23 protein-coding genes, 1 pseudogene and 1 riboswitch are annotated in these 21,973 nt (G+C 39.1%); of the genes and pseudogenes, 17 read left to right on the forward strand and 7 right to left on the reverse strand.

Translation table 11 applies throughout. From position 1 onward, the window contains the following. The first annotated feature begins 45 nt into the window (after positions 1-45). From M1D60_RS00395 to M1D60_RS00445, 11 genes and pseudogenes are all read left to right on the forward strand, one after another. Positions 46-348 (forward strand): urease subunit gamma, encoded by a 303-nt coding sequence (locus M1D60_RS00395; RefSeq protein WP_456277258.1) that lies wholly within the window; start codon positions 46-48, stop codon positions 346-348. Positions 349-360: 12 nt separating this feature from the next. Further along, positions 361-681, forward strand: a complete 321-nt coding sequence (locus M1D60_RS00400) for an urease subunit beta (RefSeq protein ID WP_456277259.1) — start codon at positions 361-363, stop codon at positions 679-681. Beyond that, a complete protein-coding gene (gene ureC / locus M1D60_RS00405; protein ID WP_456277260.1) occupies positions 682-2,391 on the forward strand; it encodes an urease subunit alpha in 1,710 nt (569 codons plus the stop codon). It begins immediately after the preceding gene. Between the two features lie 11 nt (positions 2,392-2,402). Next, on the forward strand, positions 2,403-2,849 hold the full coding sequence (ureE, locus tag M1D60_RS00410) for an urease accessory protein UreE (RefSeq protein WP_456277261.1): 447 nt from the start codon (positions 2,403-2,405) through the stop codon (positions 2,847-2,849). Beyond that, positions 2,842-3,528, forward strand: coding sequence for an urease accessory protein UreF (locus M1D60_RS00415; RefSeq protein WP_456277262.1), 687 nt, complete (start codon positions 2,842-2,844; stop codon positions 3,526-3,528). The genes ureE and M1D60_RS00415 overlap by 8 nt, the downstream gene beginning before the upstream one ends. Before the next feature lie 27 nt (positions 3,529-3,555). Beyond that, complete coding sequence (gene ureG / locus M1D60_RS00420) at positions 3,556-4,170, forward strand: urease accessory protein UreG (RefSeq protein WP_456277263.1); 615 nt, start codon at positions 3,556-3,558, stop codon at positions 4,168-4,170. Next, entirely contained in the window at positions 4,167-4,985 is an 819-nt protein-coding gene (locus M1D60_RS00425) for an urease accessory protein UreD (protein WP_456277264.1), read from the forward strand. The genes ureG and M1D60_RS00425 overlap by 4 nt, the downstream gene beginning before the upstream one ends. A gap of 114 nt (positions 4,986-5,099) precedes the next feature. Further along, a pseudogene (locus M1D60_RS00430) lies at positions 5,100-5,366 on the forward strand (urease accessory protein UreH); the annotation flags it as partial. 279 nt (positions 5,367-5,645) lie between these two features. Further along, a riboswitch (cyclic di-GMP riboswitch) is annotated at positions 5,646-5,731 on the forward strand. 46 nt (positions 5,732-5,777) lie between these two features. Then, positions 5,778-6,644, forward strand: coding sequence for an amidase (locus tag M1D60_RS00435; RefSeq protein ID WP_456277265.1), 867 nt, complete (start codon positions 5,778-5,780; stop codon positions 6,642-6,644). A 122-nt stretch (positions 6,645-6,766) separates the two neighbouring features. Next, positions 6,767-7,735 (forward strand): phosphotransferase, encoded by a 969-nt coding sequence (locus tag M1D60_RS00440; protein WP_456277266.1) that lies wholly within the window; start codon positions 6,767-6,769, stop codon positions 7,733-7,735. Positions 7,736-7,964: 229 nt separating this feature from the next. Then, on the forward strand, positions 7,965-8,669 hold the full coding sequence (locus M1D60_RS00445; protein WP_456277267.1) for a Dps family protein: 705 nt from the start codon (positions 7,965-7,967) through the stop codon (positions 8,667-8,669). A gap of 49 nt (positions 8,670-8,718) precedes the next feature. Here the strand turns inward: M1D60_RS00445 and M1D60_RS00450 are convergent, their stop codons facing one another. Continuing rightward, the gene (locus M1D60_RS00450) at positions 8,719-9,813 is read right to left on the reverse strand and encodes a nitric oxide synthase oxygenase (protein WP_456277268.1); all 1,095 of its coding nucleotides are present in this window, start codon (positions 9,811-9,813) and stop codon (positions 8,719-8,721) included. Positions 9,814-10,029: 216 nt separating this feature from the next. On the opposite strand from M1D60_RS00450, the gene M1D60_RS00455 reads away from it, so the two are divergent. Both M1D60_RS00455 and M1D60_RS00460 read left to right on the forward strand, forming a co-directional pair. Next, positions 10,030-10,290, forward strand: coding sequence for a YuzF family protein (locus tag M1D60_RS00455; RefSeq protein ID WP_456277269.1), 261 nt, complete (start codon positions 10,030-10,032; stop codon positions 10,288-10,290). Between the two features lie 111 nt (positions 10,291-10,401). Then, positions 10,402-10,653, forward strand: coding sequence for a DUF2642 domain-containing protein (locus M1D60_RS00460; protein ID WP_456277270.1), 252 nt, complete (start codon positions 10,402-10,404; stop codon positions 10,651-10,653). A gap of 53 nt (positions 10,654-10,706) precedes the next feature. Here the strand turns inward: M1D60_RS00460 and M1D60_RS00465 are convergent, their stop codons facing one another. Both M1D60_RS00465 and M1D60_RS00470 read right to left on the reverse strand, forming a co-directional pair. Further along, on the reverse strand, positions 10,707-10,838 hold the full coding sequence (locus M1D60_RS00465) for a hypothetical protein (protein ID WP_456277271.1): 132 nt from the start codon (positions 10,836-10,838) through the stop codon (positions 10,707-10,709). Positions 10,839-10,904: 66 nt separating this feature from the next. Further along, positions 10,905-12,161 (reverse strand): MFS transporter, encoded by a 1,257-nt coding sequence (locus tag M1D60_RS00470; RefSeq protein ID WP_456277272.1) that lies wholly within the window; start codon positions 12,159-12,161, stop codon positions 10,905-10,907. A gap of 254 nt (positions 12,162-12,415) precedes the next feature. On the opposite strand from M1D60_RS00470, the gene M1D60_RS00475 reads away from it, so the two are divergent. Beyond that, on the forward strand, positions 12,416-13,684 hold the full coding sequence (locus M1D60_RS00475; RefSeq protein ID WP_456277273.1) for an L-lactate MFS transporter: 1,269 nt from the start codon (positions 12,416-12,418) through the stop codon (positions 13,682-13,684). Positions 13,685-13,728: 44 nt separating this feature from the next. Here M1D60_RS00475 and M1D60_RS00480 read toward each other — a convergent pair whose 3' ends face one another. The 3 genes from M1D60_RS00480 to M1D60_RS00490 are packed head-to-tail and all read right to left on the reverse strand — an operon-like array spanning position 13,729 to position 17,064. Next, positions 13,729-15,555, reverse strand: a complete 1,827-nt coding sequence (locus tag M1D60_RS00480) for an adenylate/guanylate cyclase domain-containing protein (RefSeq protein WP_456277274.1) — start codon at positions 15,553-15,555, stop codon at positions 13,729-13,731. Positions 15,556-15,571: 16 nt separating this feature from the next. Beyond that, on the reverse strand, positions 15,572-15,913 hold the full coding sequence (locus M1D60_RS00485) for a DUF3307 domain-containing protein (protein WP_456277275.1): 342 nt from the start codon (positions 15,911-15,913) through the stop codon (positions 15,572-15,574). Continuing rightward, positions 15,910-17,064 (reverse strand): HD-GYP domain-containing protein, encoded by a 1,155-nt coding sequence (locus tag M1D60_RS00490; RefSeq protein WP_456277276.1) that lies wholly within the window; start codon positions 17,062-17,064, stop codon positions 15,910-15,912. Before M1D60_RS00490 ends, M1D60_RS00485 begins: the two co-directional genes overlap by 4 nt. Positions 17,065-17,293: 229 nt before the next feature. Here M1D60_RS00490 and M1D60_RS00495 point away from each other — a divergent pair, with 229 nt between their 5' ends. Beyond that, on the forward strand, positions 17,294-17,980 hold the full coding sequence (locus tag M1D60_RS00495) for a spore coat protein (protein WP_456277277.1): 687 nt from the start codon (positions 17,294-17,296) through the stop codon (positions 17,978-17,980). Positions 17,981-18,240: 260 nt separating this feature from the next. On the opposite strand, the gene M1D60_RS00500 is transcribed toward M1D60_RS00495, so the two are convergent. After that, complete coding sequence (locus M1D60_RS00500; protein ID WP_456277278.1) at positions 18,241-18,636, reverse strand: acyl-CoA thioesterase; 396 nt, start codon at positions 18,634-18,636, stop codon at positions 18,241-18,243. Between the two features lie 229 nt (positions 18,637-18,865). Between M1D60_RS00500 and M1D60_RS00505 the strand changes: the two genes are divergently transcribed. Together M1D60_RS00505 and M1D60_RS00510 are read left to right on the forward strand one after the other, a co-directional pair. Continuing rightward, the gene (locus M1D60_RS00505) at positions 18,866-20,611 is read left to right on the forward strand and encodes a sigma 54-interacting transcriptional regulator (protein WP_456279537.1); all 1,746 of its coding nucleotides are present in this window, start codon (positions 18,866-18,868) and stop codon (positions 20,609-20,611) included. 147 nt (positions 20,612-20,758) lie between these two features. Further along, positions 20,759-21,955: an iron-containing alcohol dehydrogenase gene (locus M1D60_RS00510; protein ID WP_456277279.1), complete on the forward strand. Its 1,197-nt coding sequence runs from the start codon at positions 20,759-20,761 to the stop codon at positions 21,953-21,955. Positions 21,956-21,973: the final 18 nt, after the last annotated feature.

The raw sequence follows: 21,973 nt of genomic DNA on the forward strand, positions 1-21,973 counted from the left end.
GATGGTCTAATTTAGAGTTCTTTTAGCAGAGAAAGGAGAACGGGAATGAAATTAACTTCACGTGAGATGGAGAAGTTGATGATTGTAGTGGCAGCAGACCTTGCTCGACGCAGGCAAAGCCGTGGATTAAAGCTTAATTATCCTGAGGCGATTGCGATTATTACATATGAGGTAGTAGAAGGAGCACGAGACGGAAAAACCGTTGCTCAGCTCATGCAATATGGGACAACGATCCTTAAAAGAGAGGATGTAATGGAGGGTATTCCCGAAATGATTCCTGATATTCAGGTAGAAGCAACCTTTCCTGATGGAACCAAGCTCGTTACTGTTCATGATCCAATTCGTTAAGGGGGGAAGGCTATGATACCAGGAGAATATGTATTAAAAAAGGATCCAATCTTATGTAATGAACACAAACAGGCGATAAAAGTAATCGTATTAAATCGAGGGGATCGTCCTATCCAAATTGGCTCACATTTTCACTTTTATGAAGTGAATCAATGGCTCCGTTTTGATCGTGACCAAGCATTCGGAAAGCATTTAAATATTCCTGCTGGGACGGCCGTTCGGTTTGAACCGGGAGATGAGAAGGAAGTAGAGCTCGTCCATTTCTCTGGAGAACAAAAGGTATATGGGTTAAACAATTTAACGAATGGCTCGGTAGCAAGGGAGGGTAAGTAAATGAGCTTTAAGATGTCGCGAAAGCAGTACGCAGATATGTTTGGTCCAACTGTGGGCGATGCTGTTCGTTTAGCTGATACTGAACTATTTATCGAGATTGAAAAGGATTATACGACCTACGGTGATGAAGTAAAGTTCGGTGGTGGAAAGGTCATTCGTGACGGAATGGGTCAGCACCCCCTTGCAACGAGTGATGAAACGATGGACCTTGTTTTCACCAATGCAATCATTTTAGATTATACAGGGATTTATAAAGCGGATATCGGTGTGAAGGACGGATTAATTGCTGCGATCGGCAAGGCTGGAAATCCGTTGTTAATGGACGGAGTTAATATTGTTGTTGGAGCCGGGACAGAGGTAATTGCTGCAGAAGGTAAAATCGTAACAGCAGGTGGAATTGATGCCCATATTCATTTTATCTGCCCACAGCAAATTGAAACAGCCATCACGTCGGGAGTGACAACCATGCTTGGTGGTGGAACTGGCCCTGCTACAGGGACCAATGCGACCACTTGTACACCTGGACCATGGAATATTCATAGAATGCTAGAAGCAGCTGAGGAATTTCCGATTAACCTAGGTTTTTTAGGAAAGGGAAATGCTTCAAGTGAGCTTCCTTTAAAAGAACAAATTGAAGCAGGAGCAATCGGGTTAAAGCTTCATGAAGACTGGGGAACGACTGCCTCTGCAATCGACAATAGCTTAAAGGTGGCTGATCAGTATGATGTTCAAGTGGCAATCCACACAGATACCTTAAATGAAGGAGGATTTGTCGAGGATACATTAGCGGCGATTGGAGGAAGAGTGATCCACACCTATCATACGGAGGGAGCGGGTGGAGGGCATGCTCCGGATATTATAAAGGCAGCAAGCCTTCCGAATATTCTCCCTTCGTCTACCAATCCAACAAGGCCCTATACAGTGAATACACTTGAAGAGCATTTAGATATGCTTATGGTCTGTCATCACTTAGATCCAAGTGTACCAGAGGATATTGCCTTCGCGGATTCCCGAATTAGAAAAGAAACAATTGCAGCAGAGGATATCTTGCATGATATGGGGGTATTTAGCATTATTTCTTCTGACTCACAAGCAATGGGTCGTGTTGGTGAAGTAATCAGTCGAACGTGGCAAACCGCTGATAAGATGAAAAAGCACCGAGGTAAATTTAAAGAGGATCAAGGGATAGGAGACAACCAGCGTATAAAACGGTATATAGCTAAATATACGATTAATCCAGCTATTGTCCATGGACTTTCAGAGCATGTTGGTTCCATTGAGGTTGGGAAACTGGCAGATTTAGTGGTGTGGGATCCAGCCTTTTTTGGAGTAAAACCTGACCTCATCATTAAGGGTGGGATGATTTCTCATAGCCTGATGGGAGACCCGAATGCAAGTATCCCAACCCCGCAGCCTGTTTTGTATCGGCCGATGTTTGCTTCCTTTGGAAGTGCAAAGTATAAAACATCAATTACCTTTATTTCCAAAGCTGCCTTTGAAAAAGGGGTTCATACAGAGCTAGGCCTCAAGAAAATAGTGAAGACTGTTTCTGGAATTCGTAATCTTTCAAAAAAGGATATGGTATTCAATGGTGAAACACCAACGATTGAAGTTGATCCGCAAACATATGAGGTAAAAGTAGATGGAGAGCTCATTACATGTGAGCCAGCAGAAGTTGTTCCAATGGCACAACGATATTTCTTATTTTGAGGTGATAGACAATGATCATAGAAAAAATAGTTGGAAATATAACTAGCTTAGAAAAAAGAGCTCCTCATGTAGAAAGAATTTATATGAGAAGCGATGATCTCGTTAAACGAATTCAACGTGTTGTAACCGACCATGGCAATGAACTTGGCATTCGCTTAAAGGAAAACCGGGAGTTAGTGGACGGGGATGTTTTATTCATGGATGAACGGAATATGATTATCATCTCCGTTGAAGCCGATGATTTAATTGTCATCAAGCCAAGATCAATTGGCGAGATGGGGGACATTGCCCATCAATTAGGAAATCGTCATTTGCCTGCACAATTTGAAGGAGATGAGATGCTCGTTCAATATGATTATTTAGTAGAAGAGCTTCTTCAGCAGCTAGCGATTCCATATGAAAGGGAACAAAGAACGGTTAAGCAGGCATTTCGTCATATCGGACATAGCCATGGCTAATCTTTTATACCCTCTCCTTCAGCTGAGTGATTCAAACTTCCCTTCAGGAGCTTTTTCTCATTCATTTGGACTTGAAACATACATTCAAGAAGGAGTTATAACGGATAAAGAAAGCTTTGCTAAAGCTATTAATGTTTATATTCGAAAGCAGCTTGTATTTATTGATGGTCTCGCCTGTAAGCTCGCCTATGATGCTCTTTTACGGGAAGATTTAGCTGAAGTAGTAGAGCTTGATGAACGACTATATGTATCAAGCCTTGCGGAAGAAACGAGACTTGGGAATCGCCGGATTGGAGAGAGGATGGCAAAGCTCTGCATGGATCTTTACCCATCCAACTATTTAGAAGAGTACTTCAAGCTGATTCAACAAAAAAAGGCATATGGACACTCCGCTATCGTGTTTGCTTTAGTGGCGCATGATTTAGGTGTGCCAAAGGAAGCTTGCGTGCAAACCTATTTATTTTCTACGATGTCCTCGATTGTTCAGAACGCAGTCAGAGGAATTCCGCTTGGTCAAACTGATGGACAGAGAATATTAGTGGAGGTCCAGCCTCATTTAGAGAGTGCCGTTCATAGCATTTATGAATTATCGAAGAATGATTTTGCCGCCGTTAGTCCTGGCTTGGAGATTGCACAAATGCGACACGAACGTTTACATGTTCGCCTTTTTATGTCGTAAATCTAACTAAACGAAGGAGTAGAATGAATGGAACCCATTCGTATTGGAGTAGGTGGTCCTGTAGGGGCTGGAAAGACAATGCTCGTTGAAAAACTAACAAGAGCCCTGCATAAGGAACTAAGTATGGCTGTGGTCACAAATGATATTTATACAAAAGAGGATGCCAAATTTTTAATAACAAATGGAGTGTTACCAGAAGACCGAGTCATCGGTGTGGAAACCGGAGGCTGTCCACATACAGCGATTCGAGAAGATGCTTCGATGAACTTTGCAGCCATTGAAGAATTAAAGGAATTGCATCCTGATGTTGAGTTGATTTTTGTAGAAAGTGGTGGGGATAACCTGGCCGCAACCTTTAGTCCTGAACTAGTTGATTTCTCTATTTATATTATCGATGTCGCTCAAGGTGAGAAGATTCCTCGAAAAGGTGGTCAAGGGATGATTAAGTCTGACCTCTTTATCATCAATAAGATCGACCTTGCCCCATATGTTGGTGCGAGCTTAGAAATTATGGAGAAGGATACGATAGCAGCAAGAGGAAATCGACCTTATATTTTTACTAACTTAAAAGACGAAACGGGTTTAGAACAGGTGGTCGAATGGATTAAAAAGCAGGCTCTACTCATCGGATTGGAATCATGAGTCATACCGGTGTACTAGAGTTAACGGCAAGGAATCGTCGTGATAAAACGATGATTTCAGATTGCTATTATGAGGGAGCTTTTAAAATTACGCGTCCAGTCTATATTGAGGATCACTCCCCGTCCATTTATCTCATTCATGTTGGGGGTGGGTATGTAGATGGTGACACGTATTTGACGAATCTTACTCTAGAGGACGGAGCGGAACTCTCAGTCACTACCCAATCATCAACTAAGGTATATAAGACTGTCCGTAAGCCGGTTCTTCAAATGATGAATATAAAGCTTGGCAAGAATAGTGTACTAGAGTTTGTACCAGATCCGCTCATCGCTTATGAAAATTCCCGGTTTATTCAGGAAACAAGCGTCTATTTAAAAGAGAGTGCCTGTTTGATTTATAGCGAAATTATTACACCAGGTTGGGCAGAGGATGGGAGCTATTTCCGATATGATTGGATTCGTTCTAAATTAAAGGTGTACAAAGAGGAGAAGCTCGTTTTATTTGATCATCTATTACTAGAACCGGATCAAGACATGACGGGAATTATGCAGATGGAAGGATACACCCATGTGGGAACACTCGTGATATTTCATCCATTGATTAATAAAAGTTTTCTTCACTCACTATATGAATTTTTATCGGTTGATGATCAAACGATTGCTAGAGTCGGTCTAACTACAGTACCGGGAAACGGAATCGTAGTTCGTATCCTCGGTATGAATACTAGAGTAATAGAAGGACTTATAGGAAAAGCTCATCTATTTGCTAGAAAGGAACTGCTCGGAAAAGAACTTCTCAGCCTGCGTAAGTATTAGTGGTTTGGAAAGGCTGTTTTTTTGTATAGATTGTTGTTTTATAAAAATCCCAAAAACCGCATTTTTACCCTAGTTGTAAGGCTCTACTCTACATGAAGAGAGTTGCTCTTTTGAAGTGCCGCCATGATTTTATTAACAATGAGCACAGTAAATGGAATGTGGGAAGGTATTTTCTACATACTTATATTTGGAGTCGGCACCATTATAGGCATGCTAGGCTTCACCACCATTCTAGGAATACCATTCATATTAAGCTCCAAAAAACTAGGCATAAACAAACTATTTACCCAAGCAACGGGAGTAATCAGTGCCGTATTTGGAGTGTATTATATGTACAACCTAGGAGTAACAGAAGGCTTGTTTAAACTATGGGTTCAATAGAAGAAGTTCTTTTATAATGGGTATTGAAACAATAACCAATTTAATTGAAGTTGTTGGAGTGAAAGGTATGAGACTCCTGCGGGAGAAGCGTGTTGAGAGAGACCCCACAGGTGCAGAGCGCCGAGGAGGCTCACGAGACCGCCCGCGGAAAGCGAATACCTGTAACGGAATCAACTGACTAGGTTGATAGGCTGAATAATTCCAAATTTTATAGCATCTGAAACCGCTAAAAAACAATATACGAATCTCCATTGATAGAATATAATGAGGGTAACAAATTAACTGAAAAGGCAAACTTCACCGAAAGGGAAGGACGCAAAGCCATGAGCCTAAACGCAGCTGCGTACGGTCGTCAGGTTGCCAGGTTCTCATTCTAGGGGCCTTGGGCTTCAGAATGGAGGACTTTTTTTTATGCAAAAAATTCTAGTAATGATGCTTAGTATTTTTGTTTTAACTTTTAGTACAGTGGTAAACACAGAAGCCTCCACAAAGGATCAGGCTACTTGGCTATGGAACCCATGGATGCTTGTAAATGATGAAGCAGGTACCCTTGAGTTTTTAAAAAGTAAACAGGTCAATAAGGTGTATATCCAAATTGATCGTGATCTACAGATGAAAGTTTACAGAAGCTTTATTGAAAAGGCATCGCTACATGGAATTCGTGTATATGCTTTAGACGGGGCACCATCTTGGGTTGCACCGAAAGGATATATCGAACAAAATAGAACGTTGAACTGGCTTGGAAATTACCAAACAGGATCTACCGATTCACAAAAATTTTCAGGTGTTCACTTAGATGTAGAGCCATACTTGTATAGCGGGTGGACTTCAAATCAAGCTACCACCATTAAAAAATTTCAAGAGCTCATTTTAAAGGCAAAAACGAGGACAGATGCTTTACAGCTTCCATTAGAAATGGATCTGCCATTTTGGTTTGATGAAATAACCTATAAGAATTTGTATGGTAAAGGCATTCTAGCTGAATGGATCATTTCTAAAGTAGATGGTGTTACCCTCATGGCTTATCGTGATTCAGCATCTAGTATCATTGAGATTGTCCGCAATGAAATCGCCTATGGAGCTAAATATGAAAAACCTGTCGTGGTTGGCGTAGAAACGGGACAAACCCAAGAGGGCGACCAAATTTCCTTTTATGAAGAAGGAGAAGCCTATATGAAGCAAGAGCTGGAAGCCGTTGAACGCCATTATTCAAGCTATTCAGCATATGGTGGAATTGCCATTCACCATGTTGGCAGCTGGATGGAAATGAAGCAATAATAAAGCAGGATTAGAATCCCAAGAATTTTTGGGATTTTTTTGTTGTTAAAAGAGGAATAGGAATAGATTGATATTATATAATGACAATAGTTACGATATGAAAATGAATGAGATGATGAAAATTGAACGTATTAAATCAAGTGGTATTGCCAACTGGTGAACTCAATAGTGAAATGTTATATAAAAGAGAAATACTTTACAAAGGTATGAATGGTAGGTATGTCGAGCGCATTTATATAACTCCTACAGAGAGTTATATTTTTAAACCGCTGACAAATAATGACCAGTTAGGGAAAGAAATTTGGATTCAAACGAATATCCTTACATCCATAAACCCAACTATGTATCCTAAGATTCTCTCCTATTCCCTTCATAATGTACCTTATTTAAACTGGTATATCATTGAGGATTTAGGAACATTGCAGCATGCATATAATGAGGAGACCTTATTAGAGGTTACGAATCTAATGGCAAAGTGGCATGGAATATCTATAGATAGAGCAGAATTAACAGGACTAAACGGGCCAAAGCCATTAATTGAGGACATGATTAGCCATATCATTAGTAATAAGAATGTAATTAGTCAAAAGCTGAATACTTTAAGTATTTCTATGGATACAATTGAACACTTATATAATTTACTGAATCAACAGGAGTTTTCAACAGAAAAAGTTTTTTCGCATGGTGATTTACACCTTGGTAATTATGCGTTTTCTTTAAATAAGATGTATGTTTTAGATTGGGAACATGCTCACTTGAATTCTCCCTATTGGGATCTTTATCATCTAATTGATCTATCTCATCCTATATTTCCGAAGAATGAAATAACTAGTCAATTAAGAAATCAGGTGCTAGCTCATTATCTCAATCAAATGGGTCAATTAACAGAAGAGAAAGAGAAACAAAACTTTAAAAATAGATACTACCTATATGCATCAGCATTTTCCATATGGATGCTACTTTTAATATGGAAGGACCTTGAAGAAAAAGAACTAAAATGGCCGAAGGAATCTTTATTGAATCAATTAAGTGAAACAACCTTAAGTCTTCAGCAGTGTTTGTCAGAATTAACAACAACACAACTAATATAAAGTATTTGTTATTAGAAGAAAGCTATCCACTGGATCAGCTTTTTTTTTTGATTTTAGTGTAGCTTTGCAGTCTTGGTGTTAGCAACCCTTGTAATGTGAGGGTCCTTTGCCTTTACAGTAATTAGCATATTGAACGATATGAATAAAGGGGAAAGTATTGATGTTAGGAGACGTTTCATGTTTCACATACTCCTTTACAATTATTTATTAAGAAAAGAGGGGAAATGAGATGCAAACACAGGGTGGTAATGGTTTTTCACCAGGAGAATTTAAGCTTTCTAAATCTGGATTTGATCCGAATATGCCAGGACATATGAATCAACATAGTGATGAAATGATTTTACGTCAGGAACCAAGAACTGCACGTCAAGAAGGGTCAGGAATAAGTCTTCCAGTCGATACCCGATTAGAGATGGGACTAATGCTAGACGAGCATTTATGTGCATTAAATGTGGCTCTACATCAATATACGAAGCACCATTGGTTAACAGAAGGTGCAGAGTCTTTCGGAAGTCTTCATCATATCCTTGATGAGCATATTGAAGTCACGCAAAAACATATAGATATGGTTGGTGAGCGGGTAGCAAGGCTTGGGGTGGTACCAACTGCACATCCAGTCACACAGCATGAGATATCCTATATTAAGCATGAAGCTGAAGGTCGCTATACCATGCGTGATTTTTTACGTAATGACCTGGAGCATGAAATAAAAATTCAAGGAATGATGAGAAAGACCATTAACCGTGCACATGAATTAAATGACTTTGGTACGGTTCAAGTGTTGGAAGAAGTTCTCTTGAAAAGAGAGGATTTTGGATATCATATTTGGAGTTTATTAGAAGATGATACATTAGTAAGAGGAATGAACCATTTATTAGATGGTCAAAACGACATTGCGTCGAACCGCCATTTAAATAACAAGCTAACCCAATAAAGTAAAGAAGTGAAGAAGGGCACATCCTTTTTCACTTCTTTTTTGGTTTTTATTCATCATTAGTTCTGTAAGGTTGCTCCTGATAAAAGAAATTCGGATAAACAAGCTTGTCTTGATATGAGTGATGAAAAATTTGAGTTGCGGCAGGTGATACCGGTGGAATTAGCCAAGTCCAGTCTCCGGTAACCTCTCGTCCAGCTTTATCTTCATTTTCTTCAAAGCGCTTAAACTGGGCTGCGGCAGTATGATGATCGACAATGCTCACACCAGCTGATTTAAACGATTCGATTACTGCAATATTTAACTCCACTAATGCTCTGTCCTTCCATAGGGTTGAATTCCTGCTTGTATCTAACCCTATGATGGAAGCAACCTTTGGCAGCAGATTATACCGAAACGAATCTGCCAGGTTTCTTGCACCAATTTCAGTTTCCATATACCAGCCGTTAAAAGGGGCTGCCATGTACTCAATTCCGCCAATTTCTAATTTCATATCAGAAATAATCGGTACAGCATACCATTTAATCTGTAAATCTTCAAAAGCTGGGTATTCAGGATGGTGAATAGGCACTTCAAGTATGGTCTCATCAGGGATCTCACACCACTTTGGAGCCTCATCATTAATTTGGATGACTAATGGCAAAACATCAAAATTCGTATAGTTACCCTTCCATCCTAGTGATTCACATACCTTTGTAAAAGGAATCGAAGCAGGATCGCCGAGCACACCATCCTCGGTCTCATAGCCTGCATACCTTACGAGTTGATGATTCCAAATCCGTATTTGACCATTCAAATTTGGTTTAAAAACCGTGATCATCGGCCTAATCTTTCCGTTATTTGTGGCAGTTTTGATGTGGAAAAGCAAAGCCTTAAATATTTCTTCCTCTGTTTGAGATTGACGAGCATCAACAACGTCAAGCGTTTGCCAGAAAAACCGACCAATACATCGATTGCTATTTCTCCAAGCTAATTTTGCTCCATGGGCTAGTTCTTCGTATCTATGCACGTAATAACCAAATTCATTAATTTGAAGCTCAACTTCACGTAATCTATCACTAATTTCACTTTCTCTACCTAGCTCTGTATAACAAATTGTAATAAAATCCTTTGCTTCTTGAAAAAGCTCATTGGCCTGTTTCAAGGTTAAACCCCCATTTATATTCAATTAAATATTGATCGTAAAATAACATGTAATTAACACTTATTCTATATATTAACCTATCCAATAGAAGGATGAAAATAAATAGAACTGGCAAATGGTCATGTACTTGGTTAAAGAAAATAGATTGATGCCTAGGGCAATTTACCCACACCTGCATAAATTGAAGGTGTATGTTAAAACAAGGAGGCAAACAAAATGCATAATATGATGTACCGTCAAGTGAACCAACCCCAACAAATGATGATGCAACCAAAACAGGTAGTAGTGGTAGAGCCCTATGTATATTCTGCGGTTAGTTCACTTGTAGGAAAACGAGCAGTGGTGGAAACAACACGAGGAAATGTGTCAGGAATGGTAATCGATGCCAAGCCGGATCATGTTGTACTTCAAGAGCGGGAATCAACTTTTTTTGTACGATTATGTGAAGTTGTTTGGATTATGCCGGATCCGTCATAGTATTCGAATCTATAGATTTCTTTAATCGGTATAATAGATAGTTTTTATAGACCTTTATATTTAATACTAGTTGGAGGGAATAAGATGAATCATATGTATAGAAACCAGCCGATGACTATGATGCCCATGCAACCGGCTCAAACCATGCAACTAGAGCAGGTTATTGTAGTAGAACCCTATGTATACTCCGCCGTTAGTACACTCGTGGGTAGAGCTGTTGTAATGGAAACATCAAGAGGTCGCGTCAGCGGAATGATCATGGATGTAAAACCAGATCACGTCCTCCTACAAGAACGAGAATCAACGTTCTTTGTACGTCTCTGCGAAATAGTCTGGTTAATGCCCGATCCTCTAAAACAATAAAGAAAAAACAATTCCGATTATAGAATTGTTTTTTGTGAATGAATATATGAAAATTATTTCTTACCTTTATCCTTAGGTGAAGACGTCTCATTGCCAGTTAAATACTCATAGCTGGCTTCTACTTTTGACTCCTTCGCCTTTGGACCTTTTACGACCTTATATTGATCATTATTTCGTTGAGACATAGCCGATCCACTCCTTTTTCATATAGTATGTACGAAAGAGAAGTGGAATATGCCGCTAGCCATTTACTATGCTGATGCTACCTTATCCTCAGGAACAAAAGCTAAGATAATAATCCCGATAATGAACAAGATCACTAGACTGAATACACCAAAACTAGAATTTCCGGTAACCTGTGCCGTCACCCCTACGAGTAAAGGACCCATGATGGATGCAAATTTCCCAAAGATATTATAGAAACCAAAGAACTCATTCGAATGCTGTTTCGGTACAAGCTTCGCAAAATAGGAACGACTTAAGGCCTGAATACCTCCCTGTGAGGTCGCCACTAGCATCGCAAGAATCCAAAAATCCAAAGTGGTTTCTAAGAAATAAGCATAAATACATACGATAATATAAACGATAATTCCAACGTACAACATCTTTTTGCCGGTAAATTTCTCAGCAAGTCTTCCGTATAATAGTGAAAAAGGTGCCGCGACAACCTGTGTTACAAATAATATAATTAACAAGCTAGTCGGACTGATTCCTAAGTCTGAACCGTAAGCTGTCGACATTGTAATAATTGTCCCTACTCCGTCAATGTAAAAGAAATAAGCAAGCAGGAATAAAAATAGTGCTCGATATTTTCTAATTTCTTTAAGTGTTCTGCCTAGGCGTTTAAAGCTACTTACGACAGGATTAGGCTCTCTCTTAATAAAATAACGTTGATGAACATTTTTCAGAAGCGGAATCGCAAAAATACCCCACCATAATGCTGTGATGACAAAGGCAATCTTACTAGCGGTCGGAACTGCAATCGGAAGAATCTCATTTTGAGCTAATACAATGATTCCAATACTAATAATGAATGGAATTGTACTTCCGATATACCCAAGCCCGAAGCCTCGTGTAGAGATCCGGTTCATTCGTTCCTCGGTGGTAACATCTACTAAGAACGCATCATAAAATATATTTCCCCCTGCAGAACCAACTGCAGCAACCGTATAAAAGATTAATAGAAGAAGCCATTGATCAGTAGGTATAAAGGCAAGAGCTCCCGTAAATAACACACCCAATGAAAAGAAAAAGCTAAAGAATTTCTTTTTAAATCCTTGATAGTCGGCAATTGTTCCAAGAATAGGACCGAGCATGGCCAAGATAAAGGTTGCGATCGCAATGGTATAACCTAAATAGGCAGTTGAATTGGCTGCACTTACACCTGCCTCGGTTGCAGATGCTTTATAGTAGAGTGGAAAAACGGCTGTAGAGATAATAACAGAGTATGCAGAATTTCCCCAATCATAAAGGACCCAGCTATTTTCTTCCTTGGTAAAGCGCTTCATTCTAGTTTCCTCCCCTATTAACTCCCTATTATTTATTGTACGAAAAAGATTCTTTAAAAAAAGCGGTTTTATATTAATAGTTTGCGAAAATATCATAAATGTTTTGTAAATTTTTACAGGTGCTTCTTCAACTAGAATAACTTATAAAAAGGAACAATTGTGTATTTTTTATAAAAATAAAATATTTTGACTATTTTGCATGTAAACGTTATCATAAAATAATACTTGGAAAAATTAAACAACTAAGGGGGATTATGATGACTCATACAAAATTAAAAAACAGATGGCTAATTGCACTATCCGCTATTGCAATTCACCTTTCAATCGGTGCTTCTTATGCTTATAGCGTATATAAAAAGCCACTCATTGAAACAATGGGCTGGTCTGAAACGAATGTAACTCTAGCTTTCACCATCATGATGGCTCTTGCAGGATTTACCGCTGCAGGTTTCGGTAGATTCGTTGAAAAATGGGGTCCTAGGAAGTCAGCCTTGATCGCAGCAGTGTTGTTTGGGTTAGGTCAAGTGGGTTCCGGAGTCGCTGTCCTACTCGACTCATCAATTGCCTTTTTACTTACATATGGATTATTGAGTGGACTTGGATTAGGTATTGGGTATATCTCGCCAGTTTCTACTCTTGTTAAATGGTTCCCAGATCGAAGGGGTCTAGCAACAGGGATGGCTGTCCTTGGATTTGGTGCAGGTGCATTGATCACAGCTCCAGTTGCTGCAAACCTTATTGTCACAACAAGCATTTCAACGACTTTTTTTATTTTAGGAGCATGCTATTTCATTGTCATGATTCTCGGTGCTTCCTATATTGCTCCACCAAAAGAGGGCTGGATGCCAGAATCTATGAAACAAGGAAATGCTGACACAGCTCAGAAAAAGGTAAAAGAGGACCTTAGACAATTAACAGCCCAAGAGGCTGTGAAAACGAAACACTTCTGGATGCTATGGACGATGATGCTCATCAATACAAGTGCAGGAATTATGATGATTTCGGTTGCATCACCGATGGCACAAGATGTCGTGGGATTGTCTGCTGCTGCCGCTGCGACCATGGTGGGAATCATGGGGATTTTCAATGGTGGGGGAAGACTTGGTTGGGCGACAGCCTCTGATTATATTGGTCGCTACAATATATTCATCATCTTCTTTATTATTCAAATTGTCGCATTCGCGGTGCTTCCGAATACAACAAATGCTCTCTTGTTCCAAGCTCTTATTTTACTAGTGGTTAGCTGTTACGGAGGAGGCTTCTCCAATCTTCCGGCATTTATCGGAGACTTATTTGGAACAAAACAGCTTGGTGCTATACATGGATACCTTCTAACCACCTGGTCTCTTGGTGGGATTATTGGACCAATGTTAGTAAACCAAATTAGAGCAGCAAGCGGTAGCTATATTCCAGTCTTTTATGTGTTCCTTGGTATGATCACGTTTGCGTTTATTATCTCGATTCTACTTCGTGCTGATATTAAGAAGTATCAGGAAAATAGTAAGCTGAAAAAGGCTGCGTAATCAAAAAAATAGATAAGCGAGGGTCTTTTAACCCTCAGTCTTATCTATTTTTTATGTTTAAATTGAAGTCTAACGAGGTTTAAGGAATCTGCTACTCCCCTTAACCTAGCCTGGAAATGTTCTAAAGTGATGTCTTCTTCATTTAAGATGGTTTTAATGGCAGGTCTGTCTAAGTACTCTTGACTAAAGACAATATCATTCCCACTACTTTGCCCTTGGATCCTAGCTGCATTATTGACCGTTCTACCGAAGTAATCAAGACGTTCATTTAAATTAACGGCAATCGCAGGACCACTATATAACCCGATTTTTAAGATAATCTCTCCACTGTTCTTCTCATTGAACTCAGACACAAATTTTTGAATATCAAGAGCTGCTCTCATGCCATCCTCAGGCTTATGGAAAACAGCCATGACCGCATCTCCAATCGTTTTAACAACCCCACCTGAATTCTTGGAGATCCATTCTGTTAAATAATCAAAGTGTCTACGAACCTGTCCGTAAGCTTGTGCGTCCCCGACGAGTTCATATAGAGAGGTAGACCCTTGCAAATCACTAAATAAAATGGTGACATTCTCGATGCCAACCTGCTGACCAGGTGCTAAAACTTCTGATGAAAACAGGTCACGAAACTCCTGTAAAGCCGTTACCTTTGCTGCAGTTACGACCTCTTGGCTCCACTCACTTTGCTCAATGACCGCCACGATATCTTCTGAACTCGTATTTTTAATCTTGATTAGCGTATTTTCCTCCCCAAGCACTATGTTAGAAAGTGACCAACCAGTGTCACGATATTCAAGCGGAACAGGTTCTACATTACCGGTTGATTTTTTGCTGATTTCCAACATATGATTGGCTTGAAGTACCCGAATCCGTAACTGCTCTGGGCCTCTAGGTATAGGTAACTCAACGGTCTCATCCTTTTCAATCACCCTTTGAACCTTCACATGAGGTGAAATCATTGGACCTCCCACACAGTATGTTTGTGCGTATGCCTTTCTAATCGAAGGATGGACCGAAAAATATAGTTCGACATAATTCTCAAAATTGGTATCATAATTAATTCCACATAAATCACAATGGAACTGATTTTCAAGCTGTGATAATGTCTGGTAATGAACCTTTGATACTCGGCAATTAGGGCAGATTAAATTCCAGCTCAAATTAAGGATTCCAACCTTTGTGGCATATAAGAACAGTCTGAGGAGTTCTTCTGGATCCACATCCCAAGCCTGTGCTAACTGGTACGGCCTCATTTCAGTCACATCATGGTCTAGCTTACTAATGAGATGTTGGTGAAGATGTGAGATGTAGTCCGTTTTAACCGGCATGCTATAAAGTTGTTTTTCTAGCTTATTTAATTCTGGAAGATTGACTTTGTTTGTTACATTTTTAGGTGTAAAGGATGGTTGTTTTTCTTTGGAGGTAGCTAGAAAATCCTTCAGATATTTCATTGTCAGATGCATGGACCGGACCCCTGTAAACGGAAGAGCTACTTTGCCGATGATATTGCGGGGCGTAAATTCACCAATTAATCGGACTTTTGTCCCGTTTTCTTGTTGGAATAATTCAATTCCGCCTTCAAAGTGATATAGGGGCCCCTTCTCATATCGACGTTCGACTGTATAGGATTCATTCTCCACCCATTGGAAGGGATATTCTCGCCATGAGATTGGAACTAAGCCTGCAACTTTTGCTTCAGCCAATCGGTAAAAGGTGTCAGAGCCTTTCTTTTCCGCAGGACTAAACGTAACAGGAAATAAGCCAATAAACCGATTTAATCGGTCAGTATCACCTAGCAGCTCCCACACTTTTTCCTTTGAGAGTGGAAAATCTTGTTCTATGACATATTTCTTAGCTGAATGCTTCATCTACCTAACTCCCCTACTACACATATATCGCGATGGCTAATAAAATGAGATGGAAAATCTGATCGGCGACAATTGACAGCCATCCCTTACTTGGTCCTTCTGCTCGCTGAACCTTTTCTACCCAAAAGGTAACAAAGCGTTTCCGATCAAGTATCACATGACCAATAAAGATAATGGCAATTCCCCAGACTGAAAGTCCTCCTGAAAGAAACCCAAAGATTGCAATGACAATGGTATAGACAGTCACATGCGTTAATAAAGGTACCCATCTTGTTGCTTTATACTGTGCCATCCATGATGTCTGCAGTAGAAAATCACCAATCAAATGGCCAATTAATAGAAATTCAAACTGACTCATAGAAACTCCCTCTTGTTATAGCCAGCATTTTCATATTGATCAGGCTGATAACCACATTCCTCTAAAATAGCCGTAAAAGCATCAACAATTGTTGGATCAAATAATGTGTTTTTACATCTAATTAACTCGGCTGCTCCCTCTTGAAAGGTATGCCCCTTACTATAGGGTCTTACCGTTGTCATCGCGTCAAAGGTATCGGCAACTCCCACGATTTTCGCGAAGAATGGAATCTGATCACCTGCTAAACGATCGGGGTAGCCACTCCCATCCACTCTTTCGTGGTGAGATCGTGCCGTTTGAATGGCATGCAGCATCGATTTTTTTGGTTCCATATTAGATAAAATGGTTGCACCAATGACAGTATGCTGTTTCATTAAATCGTACTCTTCATTTGATAATCTAGTCGGCTTCCTTAACACTTCATCGGAGATTCCGATTTTTCCAATATCATGAAGCAAGGCAGCCTTATAAAGCTCATCACATTCCTCTGCTGAAAGACCTAAACGGTGGGCAATCCAAACTGAGTATTTTGCAACACGCTCTGAATGTCCTGCTGTATAAGGGTCACGAGCATCTAATACCTTGGCAAGTGTCCGAATCACACTGATGAACATTTTATATAAATGATCGTACATTTGACTATTATGTAAAGCGAGGGCAGATTGACTAGCTAATGCCAATGCAAGGTTTACATCCTGTTCGGTAAAAAAGGTCTCATTTTTCTTATTAAGAAGCTGTAATGCACCAATTGCTTCCCCTTTTGCAATAAGAGGAACGGTAATCATCGAACGAGTTACAAATCCACTCTTCTGGTCAACCCTCATAGCCCAGGCAGGATCCTTTGACACATCCTCAATAAGCTGTGCTTCACCAGATGCAATCACCTTACCAACAATGCCCTCTTCCTTTTTTAACCTTATATTTAAAATAGTTGAAGAATTGGGGCCTGAGGCTGCACTTGCCTCAATGAATTGATGTTCCTCATCCACTACCCAAAGAGTACCTGCTTCTGCTCCTACAACCTGCACCATTTGATACAAGATATTTTCAAACACATCCTGTATGGCAATATTCGAATTCAATTTTTTGAAGGCTTCAAGCAGACTATATAGCTCTTCAATCTTATGCTCTAGTTCTCTTATGAGTTCCATGAATGAAGGCCCCTCCTTACTCTACATATATCGTTACCTCAATTATAGACAAAATTCGTCATAAGTGCTTTACATTTATTTAGAAATTCAACTAATTCTATTCAAAAAAATCTATAAGGACTGCTATTGGAAAAAACTACCTTACAATTACCAAATCAATTATGAAATAGATTTCTCCGCTTAGAGAATAATATATCCGTATCAAAACTACATTAATGGGGGTAATTTCATGCAACATCAACAGTACAATCAGCTTCAAACCAACCATGTCAACATGCCAGATTCTACTCAGGTTCCACATATGATGAACCATGGAGGACATGAAGTGTTAGATATGCAAGAGGTCATCTCTTGTATGATTAGCACATTAGATCAATACATGATGCATCGAATGTTTATCAAGGATCAAGAATTAATTGATATCCTAGATCGTCAATACTACTTCATGCTAGAAGAGTACAATCTAACTATCGAATGCTTCCAAACAGGCCAAAAGCCTTCTCAAGAAACAAAAACTTATATGATGAAGCAAAGCAACAATGTTACTTACGGCTTAAAACAAAGCCAACCAGCAAAGCCAATGCAATCCATTGATCAAATTAGTGACAGCAAGGTTGCAGGTCATTTATTAGGGTTAGTAAAAGCTAGTGTATCTGGTATGTCAATGGCAGCTCTAGAAGTTACAAACCCGGTGTTACGTCGTGTCATTGCTGACAGCGTGCCAAACCATATCGAAATGGCTTATGAACTTTTCTTATATCAAAACAAACAACATAATTACCAAGTACCACAATTTTCTCAACAAGAAATGACTCAAATGACTACTGGCTATGCGTCCATCAACCAACCACAAATGCCTGGTCAAGGGCAGTATGGAATGATGGGTATGCCAAACCAAAACCACAACTTAATGTAAGGGAAAAAGCAGGCTTTTGGCCTGCTTTTTGACTAAGTGGGGGACATATAGTCCTCTATTTTTCTAAAAACGTACTGTTTTCCAAGGTATGAGGACCCTCAGTCCTTTATTTTGAAGAATTTCTCTACTTTTAGCCTATATTGGCTAAATAGAGGACCCAATGTCCGATAAAGTGTGAAAATCCTATTTTTGGTTAAAATAGAGGACTCAGTGTCCCCTAGCTAATCGGCTCTCTTTGTTACTAAAGCTATTTTTCTAGTTTAAGTATCCAGTAAATGCTTCTCCAATTGTCTTCTGATTCCCTCAGGTATAACTTCTTTAGCCTGCTTATCAAAATCAAAATTCACATAAACAGCGGTACTTCTTGCACACAGCCTTTCTTCTTGAAATAGTTCTTCATACAAAGTAAAGCTAGTATTTCCAATCTTGCTTACCCACGTTTTAACCTCTACTTCTTTTCCATAGTAAATTTGGCTAACAAAATCGATATTGGAATTTAGTATGACGCATCTCCAGTTTTTAAAGGAATGATCAGGTGTAAACATTTCAAAGATTTCTTCTCGTCCTGCCTCAAACCATACTGGAAGAGTCGTATTGTTAATATGTCCAGCGCCATCTGTTTCAGAAACGCGAGGACGAATGATTGTTTTTAACATAATTCGCACCACCTTTAGATTAAATATTATGTATGAATCTTTAAACTCCTGCCTACTCCATATATAATCCATAAGAAAAATGTAAACATTTACATGAAAGCGTTTCAAATGGTATTTTATAGTAAAGATAATATTAGTCGAAGGAAGGGAAAATGCTTTGACAATACAGGGAAATCTACAGAGTAATACAGAGAAGCAAATAGATGATCTTTTACAAGTGAAAAATTGGATGACACCAAGTCCACATTGTATAAAAGTAGGCTATACCCTTCGTAATGCAGCAGAAATGATGAATCAGCTTGAGGTTGATGGTTTACCTGTTACAGACCAAAATGGAGTATTTGTCGGGATGATCACTCTAAAAAGACTCCTAAGCTATTTTTTGCAGAATCCTAGCGGAGATGAACTGGTCAACACGATTCCTACTCGTAATATAGCTATCATAAATGAGACAGATTCTATATTAGATATTTACTCCCTTCCATTTAATCAATTACCAGTTGTCAATCATGAGGGTAAATTGAGCGGAATTTTAACTAGAAGAGATTTATTAGATGGTTTTTCTAAATATATATACCGACTTCAACAGAAACATTACAACACAGAAGTCCTAAGCATTATAATGGATAGTGCCTATGAAGGCATTGCTGTAGTTGATGAAAATGGTATATTACAAGAATTTAATGAAGCATATAGTCGCTTTACAGGAATAAGTAGAGAAGAAGCTATTGGTAGACATGTTACAGAGGTGATTGATAATACTAACCTTCATCATACAGTCAAAACCGGTATTCCTGAACGTGGAGTCTTACAAAATATTCAAGGTCAGGACATGGTTGTTCACCGTATTCCTATTTGGAAGGATGAGAAGGTAGCTGGAGCAATTGGAATGCTTATCTTTGAAGGTGTCACCGAGGTTTATAAAATCTATGAACGGCTCCAAAAAAACCATCAAATAGAGCATTCGAATCCACAATTATTAACAGTAAAACAAGAACAGGATAGTAGGATTACCTTAGATCAAATCATTGGAATCAGTGATGGCATTACTTCGACTAAGAGACTCGCCAGAAAAGCAGCCAGAACAGCTGCCACGGTTCTGATTACTGGTGAAAGTGGAACCGGAAAGGAAATGTTTGCAAAAAGTATCCATCATCTAAGTCCATTTGCAACTGGTCCATTTATAAGTGTAAATTGTGGAGCAATTCCTGAGCATTTATTTGAATCAGAGCTTTTTGGGTATGAAGATGGAGCCTTTACAGGTGCAAAAAAGGGAGGAAAGCCAGGGAAATTTGAGTTGGCCAATAACGGAACTCTTTTTCTAGATGAAATAGGAGAAATGCCCTTACATATGCAAACAAAGCTCCTTCGTGTCCTACAGGAAAAAGAAGCAGAACGTGTTGGCGGGACGAAAAAATATCCAATCCAAGTAAGAATTATTGCGGCCACTAATCGGAATTTAGGAAAAATGGTCGATAGAGGAGAATTCAGAGAGGACCTATTTTATCGGCTAAATATTATTCAACTCCATATTCCTTCCCTTCGTGAGCGAAAAAAGGATATACCTGTTTTACTCTCTCATTATGTAAAGGAAATTTGTGATAAATATGGAACACATCGAAAATCATTCACTTCTCAGGCAGTATCTGCGCTCATGAACTATATGTGGAAAGGCAATATTCGTGAATTAGTAAATACGATTGAGAGACTTGTCACCTTAATGGACCAAAATATTATTGATCTTCACCATCTACCAGAAGCCATTAGAGCAGGCAATCAATATACAATATTTTATAGAGATGATGTTAGAGCATCCGTTTTACAGGAGGCAAAGTTCCTTGGCGATGAAAGGGAAAAAGAAATCATTATTGAAAGCATTAGGAAAGCCGGTGGGAATAAGTCAAAAGCAGCTGATATATTAGGGATTCATCGAACCTCTCTTTATAAAAAAATAAAAAAATATGGAATAAGTTAAAAAGTGTAGCTAACCGGCTACACTTTTTCTACATATGTAGTCTACAGTCTACATAATTGTACATAATACCGCTTGATAAACCTACTTTTTATCCTTGGCACAGTTCTTGCTTATAGTATAGGTAAATCATAAAAAGGAGGTTTATGTATGGATAGCTTTGCAGTATTTCGAACACCACAAACTATTCTCTATGGAAGAAATGCTTTTGAAAATGTAGGAAAGGAGGCTTTGGCTCGAGGGAAAAAAGCGTTAATCGTTAGTGATAAAGTTATGGATCAGCTTGGCTATGTAGGTAAGTGCCGTAATTATTTAGACCAACAAGGGATAAATAGTATCGTTTATCTTGGAGTCAACTCTGAACCAACCGATGAATATGTGACAGAATCTTTAGAGCTTCTTTTAGCAGAAAAATGCGACTTAGTAATCTCTCTTGGTGGGGGAAGTTGCATTGATACGGCTAAAGCGATTGCTGTTATTGCCACAAATGGAGGGTATATTGGTGACTATCGTGGTGGTCAGAAGCTTGCAAGTGAACAACCAATTCCGCATATCTCGATCCCAACCACCGCAGGTACTGGTTCTGAGGCAACAGATGTAACCGTTATCACAAATACATCTAATGATATTAAAATGATGATCAAGCAATCTGTGTTTATGCCAGATGTGGCCATTGTGGATCCTCTATTAACACTTTCATCACCTAAAAGTGTAACAGCTGCCACTGGTGTAGATGCCCTTAGTCATGCGGTAGAAGCGTACTTATCTAAAAAAGCACACCCAATGACTGACACGGTTGCTCTTTCAGCCATGAAGTTAATAGTAGAAAATATTTTAACCGCTTACAATGACGGTAATAATGTTGATGCCCGTGAAGCCATGGCTCTTGGTTCACTTCAAGCAGGAATGGCCTTTACAAATGCGTCTGTTTGCTTAGTACACGGAATGTCTCGTCCAATTGGGGCATTGTTTCATGTACCGCATGGATTCTCTAACGCGATGCTTCTACCAGCAGTATTAGAATTTAGTAAAGAACACTGTGTTGATCGGTTAGCTGACTTAGGACGGATTTTCCAGCCAGATCAAAGAGGTCTATCAGATGAAGCAGCTGCAGATATTGCGGTTAACTCAGTAAAAGAACTTTGTCAAAAATTAAATATTCCTAACCTTAAAGGCTGGGGAATTGATCAACAAGCATTTGAACAAGTAATAAGTAAAATGGCAGATGATGCAATAGATAGTGGTAGTCCTGCTAATAACCCGAGAATTCCTACTAAGAATGAATTAGAAGAGCTTTATAAAGTTTGCTATGATTATCAATTTGCTACCAAGGAAAAAGTAAATTAACAGTCACAGACGTGTTAG

It is taken from the genome of Bacillus sp. AK128, assembly GCF_053903075.1.